Annotated in this window: 5 protein-coding genes and 2 other annotated features; all 5 genes read right to left on the reverse strand. The window is 38.4% G+C overall.

Features of this window, described 5'->3' with window-relative positions; translation table 11 throughout:
• The coding region (locus ACLNCN_RS03110) for a glutamine amidotransferase-related protein (protein ID WP_424844592.1) at positions 1–354 on the reverse strand (354 nt) is incomplete at its 3' end.
• Entirely contained in the window at positions 351–1,712 is a 1,362-nt protein-coding gene (gene trpE, locus ACLNCN_RS03115; RefSeq protein WP_424844593.1) for an anthranilate synthase component I, read from the reverse strand. The genes ACLNCN_RS03110 and trpE, both read right to left, overlap by 4 nt.
• Before the next feature lie 71 nt (positions 1,713–1,783).
• Positions 1,784–2,009, reverse strand: a binding site (T-box leader).
• Entirely contained in the window at positions 2,006–3,184 is a 1,179-nt protein-coding gene (trpB, locus tag ACLNCN_RS03120) for a tryptophan synthase subunit beta (protein WP_000208440.1), read from the reverse strand. Its footprint overlaps the feature before it by 4 nt.
• Positions 3,185–3,345: 161 nt before the next feature.
• Positions 3,346–3,569, reverse strand: a binding site (T-box leader).
• 220 nt (positions 3,570–3,789) lie between these two features.
• Positions 3,790–4,791, reverse strand: a complete 1,002-nt coding sequence (locus ACLNCN_RS03125) for a LacI family DNA-binding transcriptional regulator (RefSeq protein ID WP_049488253.1) — start codon at positions 4,789–4,791, stop codon at positions 3,790–3,792.
• A 107-nt stretch (positions 4,792–4,898) separates the two neighbouring features.
• Positions 4,899–5,234: hypothetical protein (locus tag ACLNCN_RS03130; RefSeq protein WP_424844594.1), on the reverse strand; the 336-nt coding region annotated here is incomplete at its 5' end.

A 5,234-nucleotide genomic window follows, 5' to 3' on the forward strand; every position in this document is an offset into this window, starting at 1 on the left:
CTCGATACCTTGATACAAAACAGATGGTGCTTCAAAGCTGATATTGCTCTGTTTCCCATGCATGACTTTTGGAGCTAAACCTAACTTACCACCAAAGACTTCTGCAATGGCTTGGTGGCCCAAACAAATTCCAAGAATCGGCTTCTTGCCAGCAAAATCACGAATCATGTCTTCCATCTTTCCAGCATCAACTGGCCAACCAGGACCAGGAGAAAAGACCAGACCATTTGCTTTTTCAGCTTCTTCATACAGCTTAGGATCATCATTTCTCAAGACCTGTACTTCTGCAAAATTCCCAATGTATTGGGCCAAGTTATAGGTAAAAGAATCATAGTTGTCAATCAATAAAATCATGGTCTTAGTTCTCCAATTCTAGTCATAGATTTTGCTTTGTTAATGGTTTCTTGGTATTCATTTTGGGCGATAGAGTCATAAACAATCCCTGCCCCAGCCTGCACATAGGCTGTTTGATTTTTGAGAATCATAGTTCGGATGGCAATGGCAAAATCCATATCACCCGTCGCAGACAAGTAGCCAATCGCTCCTGCGTATACGCCCCGTTTTTCTGTTTCCAGTTCATAGATGCGTCTCATCGCTCGAATCTTTGGTGCTCCTGAAACTGTTCCAGCAGGAAGTGTTGCTTCCAAGGCATCCATTGCAGTGAGTTCTGGAAGCAAACGCCCCTTGACCACACTGGTCAAATGCATAACATAACGGAAGAGCTCCACTTCCATATACTTGGTGACTTGGACACTGGCCGTTTCAGAGATGCGGCCAATATCATTACGACCCAAGTCTACTAACATCCGATGCTCTGCTGTTTCCTTCTCATCCGAAAGTAGGTCTGTCGCCAAAGCCTTGTCCTCTTCATCCGTAGCACCTCTTGGTCGCGTCCCTGCAATCGGATTAGTTGTCACGATGCCATTTTTGACGGAAACCAAACTTTCTGGACTAGCACCGATAATTTGATAATCCCCAAAATCATAGAAATAGAGGTAATTGGATGGATTGGTCACGCGAAGATTTCTATAGAAGTCAAATGGATTTCCAGTAACTTCTGCTGAGAAGCGCTGACTGAGTACGCACTGGAACATGTCGCCATTACGAATCAAGTCACGAGCTGTTTCCACCATTTCCTCAAACTTCTGAGGAGCGATATGCGGTTTGAAGTCCAGCGGAGATAGATCCAAGTCTTCAAATTCATTTGGAGCAGGAATGCGTAATTCCTCAAGCACTTGGTTCAAGGCTTTTTCCAATTCTTCTTGACTACGCTCACTATAGAGAGCATCCTCGATGACATGGATTTTCTCCTTCTTGTGGTCAAAGACCATGTAACTCTCATAGACGAAGAAATGCATGTCTGGCGTTCCAATAGTATCTTCAGGAATTTGACCAATTTCTTCATAAAGCGAAATCATATCGTAACCAACAAAACCAATTGCCCCACCACCGAAAGGTAGGTCTGAATGGTGCTGTCTCTTATGAGTCACTTCATAAAGGAAATCCAAGGGATCCCGATCAATCACTTGACCATTTTGATAAAGGACCCCACTTTCAAACTTAATCTCAAAAACTGGATTATAAGCTAAGATAGAAAAACGAGCTGTTTCCTTGTCTCTCGGAATACTTTCTAAAATAACCTTGTGTTGCCCCTTTAGGCGCATATAAGCCAAGATTGGCGATAAGACATCTCCATGAATGATTCGTTCCATTGTATTTTCCCTTTCAGTTCTAATTCTAGTTCGTGACGACTGTATGAAAAATCCCCACGCAAAATAACTTGCGTGAGGACGAAATTCGCGGTGCCACCTCAATTATAGGATTTCTCCTATCTCTCATTCCTGTCTCAGAAACCTCCTGTAACAGGCTGTGCGATAAAGGGCACTCCCTTGAGAATTATGTTTTCTTCTCTCGTTTCAGATGGACCCAACCTTACAGCTTTCTCTGCTTGTTTCCAGTAACCACAAGCTCTCTGTGAGAGAAAAGACTGTAATTTTTCCATCTCTTATTTTTTAGCTTCAAGGTAGTCTGCAATAGCAGCTACATCCTTGTCTCCACGACCAGAGACATTGATGATGATAATCTCATCTTTACTTAGTTTCGGTGCACGTTTAACTGCTTCTGCGATGGCATGCGAACTTTCAATCGCTGGGATAATTCCTTCAGTCTTGCTGAGAAGGAGGAGAGCCTGAACAGCTTCTTCATCCGTCGCAGCGACATATTCCACGCGACCTGAATCTTTGAAGTAGGCGTGTTCTGGACCAACCCCTGGATAGTCCAAACCAGCTGAGATAGAGTAAACTGGAGCTAGCTCTCCATCTTCCTTAAAGACTGCATAGGTCTTCATGCCGTCGACAATTCCGATACTACCTTTTGTCATAGTAGCTGCGTGCTTGTCTGTGTCAAGTCCATGACCAGCAGCTTCGACCCCAACCAATTTAACTTCTTCATCAGCCACATACTGTGAAAAAGCACCAATGGCATTGGAACCACCACCTACACAGGCAATAACGTAGTCTGGTAAACGGCCTTCTTTTTCTAAGATTTGACGACGAGATTCTTCACTGATGACCTTTTGGAATTCATGAACAATTGTAGGATAAGGGTGAGGACCTACAGCAGATCCCAGAACATAGAAGGCTTCAAGGTCATTCATCCATGCTCCAAAGGCTGCATCAACCGCATCCTTAAGAGTTCGTGTTCCCGTTTCAACTGCATGAACAGTTGCTCCCATCATCTCCATACGGAAAACATTGAGACGTTGACGTTCCACATCCTCTGCTCCCATGTAGACATCACAGGCCATCCCAAACTTGGCTGCAGCCGCTGCTGTCGCAACACCGTGCTGACCAGCTCCTGTTTCCGCAATCACTCGTTTTTTGCCCATACGTTTGGCAAGAAGGATCTGTCCTAAAACGTTGTTGAGCTTGTGAGAACCAAGGTGGTTCAGGTCTTCGCGCTTGAGATAAATCTTAGCGCCACCTAAGTGGTCTGTCAAACTTTCCGCAAAATAGAGCGGTGTTTCGCGACCTGAATAGTCCTTTAAGTAATGGCGAAATTCTGCCAAAAATTCTGGATCATCCTTATACTTGTCAAATGTCACTTCCAACTCATCTAACAAAGCCTGAATGGGCTCCGGTACAAAACTACCACCAAATTGTCCAAAATAACCTTTAGTTGTCATAAAATTTTCCTCTTTCTATATTTATTCGGCTTTTTGTTTGCTTTTAGTTGTAGGCAAGGAGCTGCATATTGAACTCAAGTTCGTCAAAGCGACTTAACGCCCTAATAAAAGATAAACAAAACGACCGAAAGAAAAAAGCCCACACACAGATAATTACTCTGCGTGAGGGCGTTGGTAACGCGGTGCCACCTCAATTATAAAGGGACTATCCCTTTACATCTCTACCTTGTCTAACAACAAGTTGCACTGTAAGGTGTGCGCACCGAATTTTCATTGTTTCAAATTCATTTTTAAAATCAGCCCACTTTCACTACTTTCAACCACCTGTTCACAATCACCACAGGCTCCCTGAAGATCAAAAATAGTTACTTTTCTGATTTGTTGAACTTATTTTAATACTTTGTTTTTTCTTTGTCAAGACTTTTTTACGATTTTTTTGAAAGATGTGTGATTCGAATGTGATAATGTCTTTAGTAAATCGAACGTGAAAATGTCCCACTTGTTGGAAATTGGATCCAACTCAATAGAAACTGAATAGATGCTAAACAGAACTTACTTTAGAACACTCCATCTTTTCCATTAGGATTTTCAAGAATTAAACAATACTAGAAACTCTGTCTCCTAACAAGTTTAGTAGAAACTTCAACAGATGTGACACTTTCCCCCTTTATAATTGCTAATACCCCTTCAATCATTTCTTGAGCTAATTTAACATAATTAGGAGAAATTGTAGATAAAGCTGGAGTATAATATTGAGAAATTGGAATATTGTCAAATCCGATTATTGAAATATCATCAGGAATGGTAATTTCCTTCTCATAGCAAGAACGAATCAATCCCTGTACTTTTTCATCACCGGATACAAAAATCAAATCAGGATAATTTTGATTAGATAGATGTCTTGTAGCATATGAATAAACAGAATCTATTGTAGTTAGACCATATACTACTTTCAAATCCATTTCATAGTTATTATCATTTAAAAAAGCACGAACCCCTCTCTCTCGATCAATATTAACAAGGGATTCTCCTCCCATAAGTAACCACATACTATTAATGTTTTCTTTTGATACTAATTTCATCATGTCATAAGTGGCCTGAAAATTGTTGTTAGAAACATACACAACATTAGGTGTTCTAGATTCTCCAAAAACTATGAATGGCATTTTATTCTTTTGCAAGTAATTAATCCGAATATCTTCTTTACTTTCATAAAATACTATTACACCATCTATCAAGCTTCCTGTACTCGAGATTATTGAATTACTAATTGTATCTTCTTCACTAAAATATTCAACAATAGCGTTAACACCATACTCTTTACAAGTTTGTAAAACTTTATCTAATAAAGTTTGAAACCAAATTAAAGGAAAAGAGTCGATTTTTTTTACAGAAATCAATATATTTATAGCTTCTTTTTTAGTTAAATTTTTTGCATACGCATTTGGAATATACGACAATTCCTCTATAACTTTTTGAATCGCTTGATAAGTTTCTTCTTTAACATTTACTCCACCATTAATAACTCGTGAAACTGTTTTTGGAGAAAAACCTGATAAACGTGCAATATCATAAATAGTTACCTTTTTCCCATTTATATTCTTCATTTCAGTCCTCCATTACGAACATTCTAATATTACTATACAATATTTAATTTTTTTTAACAAGAGAATTTTGTAAAATATTTAAGATCCACAAATTCACAAAATTAATTTTACAAATATTCTTCCCCTTCAAAAAAGTTTAAATTGCATTTCACACCTTTATTTTTAAGAATGTTTCCAACTTCACGACAAATAAATTCATATGAAAAAAAACTACCATAAAATTGTAGATTAACTTTTTCAGTAAAAATTGTTGGATTTATAAAAATATATAATAGTCTGTCAATGTAACATTCTAACATAGACTTAATTTTTTCTTTAAAAATAACATTTGTTATCAACTCATCAGGAGGTAAATGAAAGGGAAATACCATTTCACAAATATCATAAAAAGAAATAAATTTGTATACTTGTATCAAACAATTATTATCAAAATATTCTATTTT

This window comes from Streptococcus sp. CL8.13 (assembly GCF_049737895.1).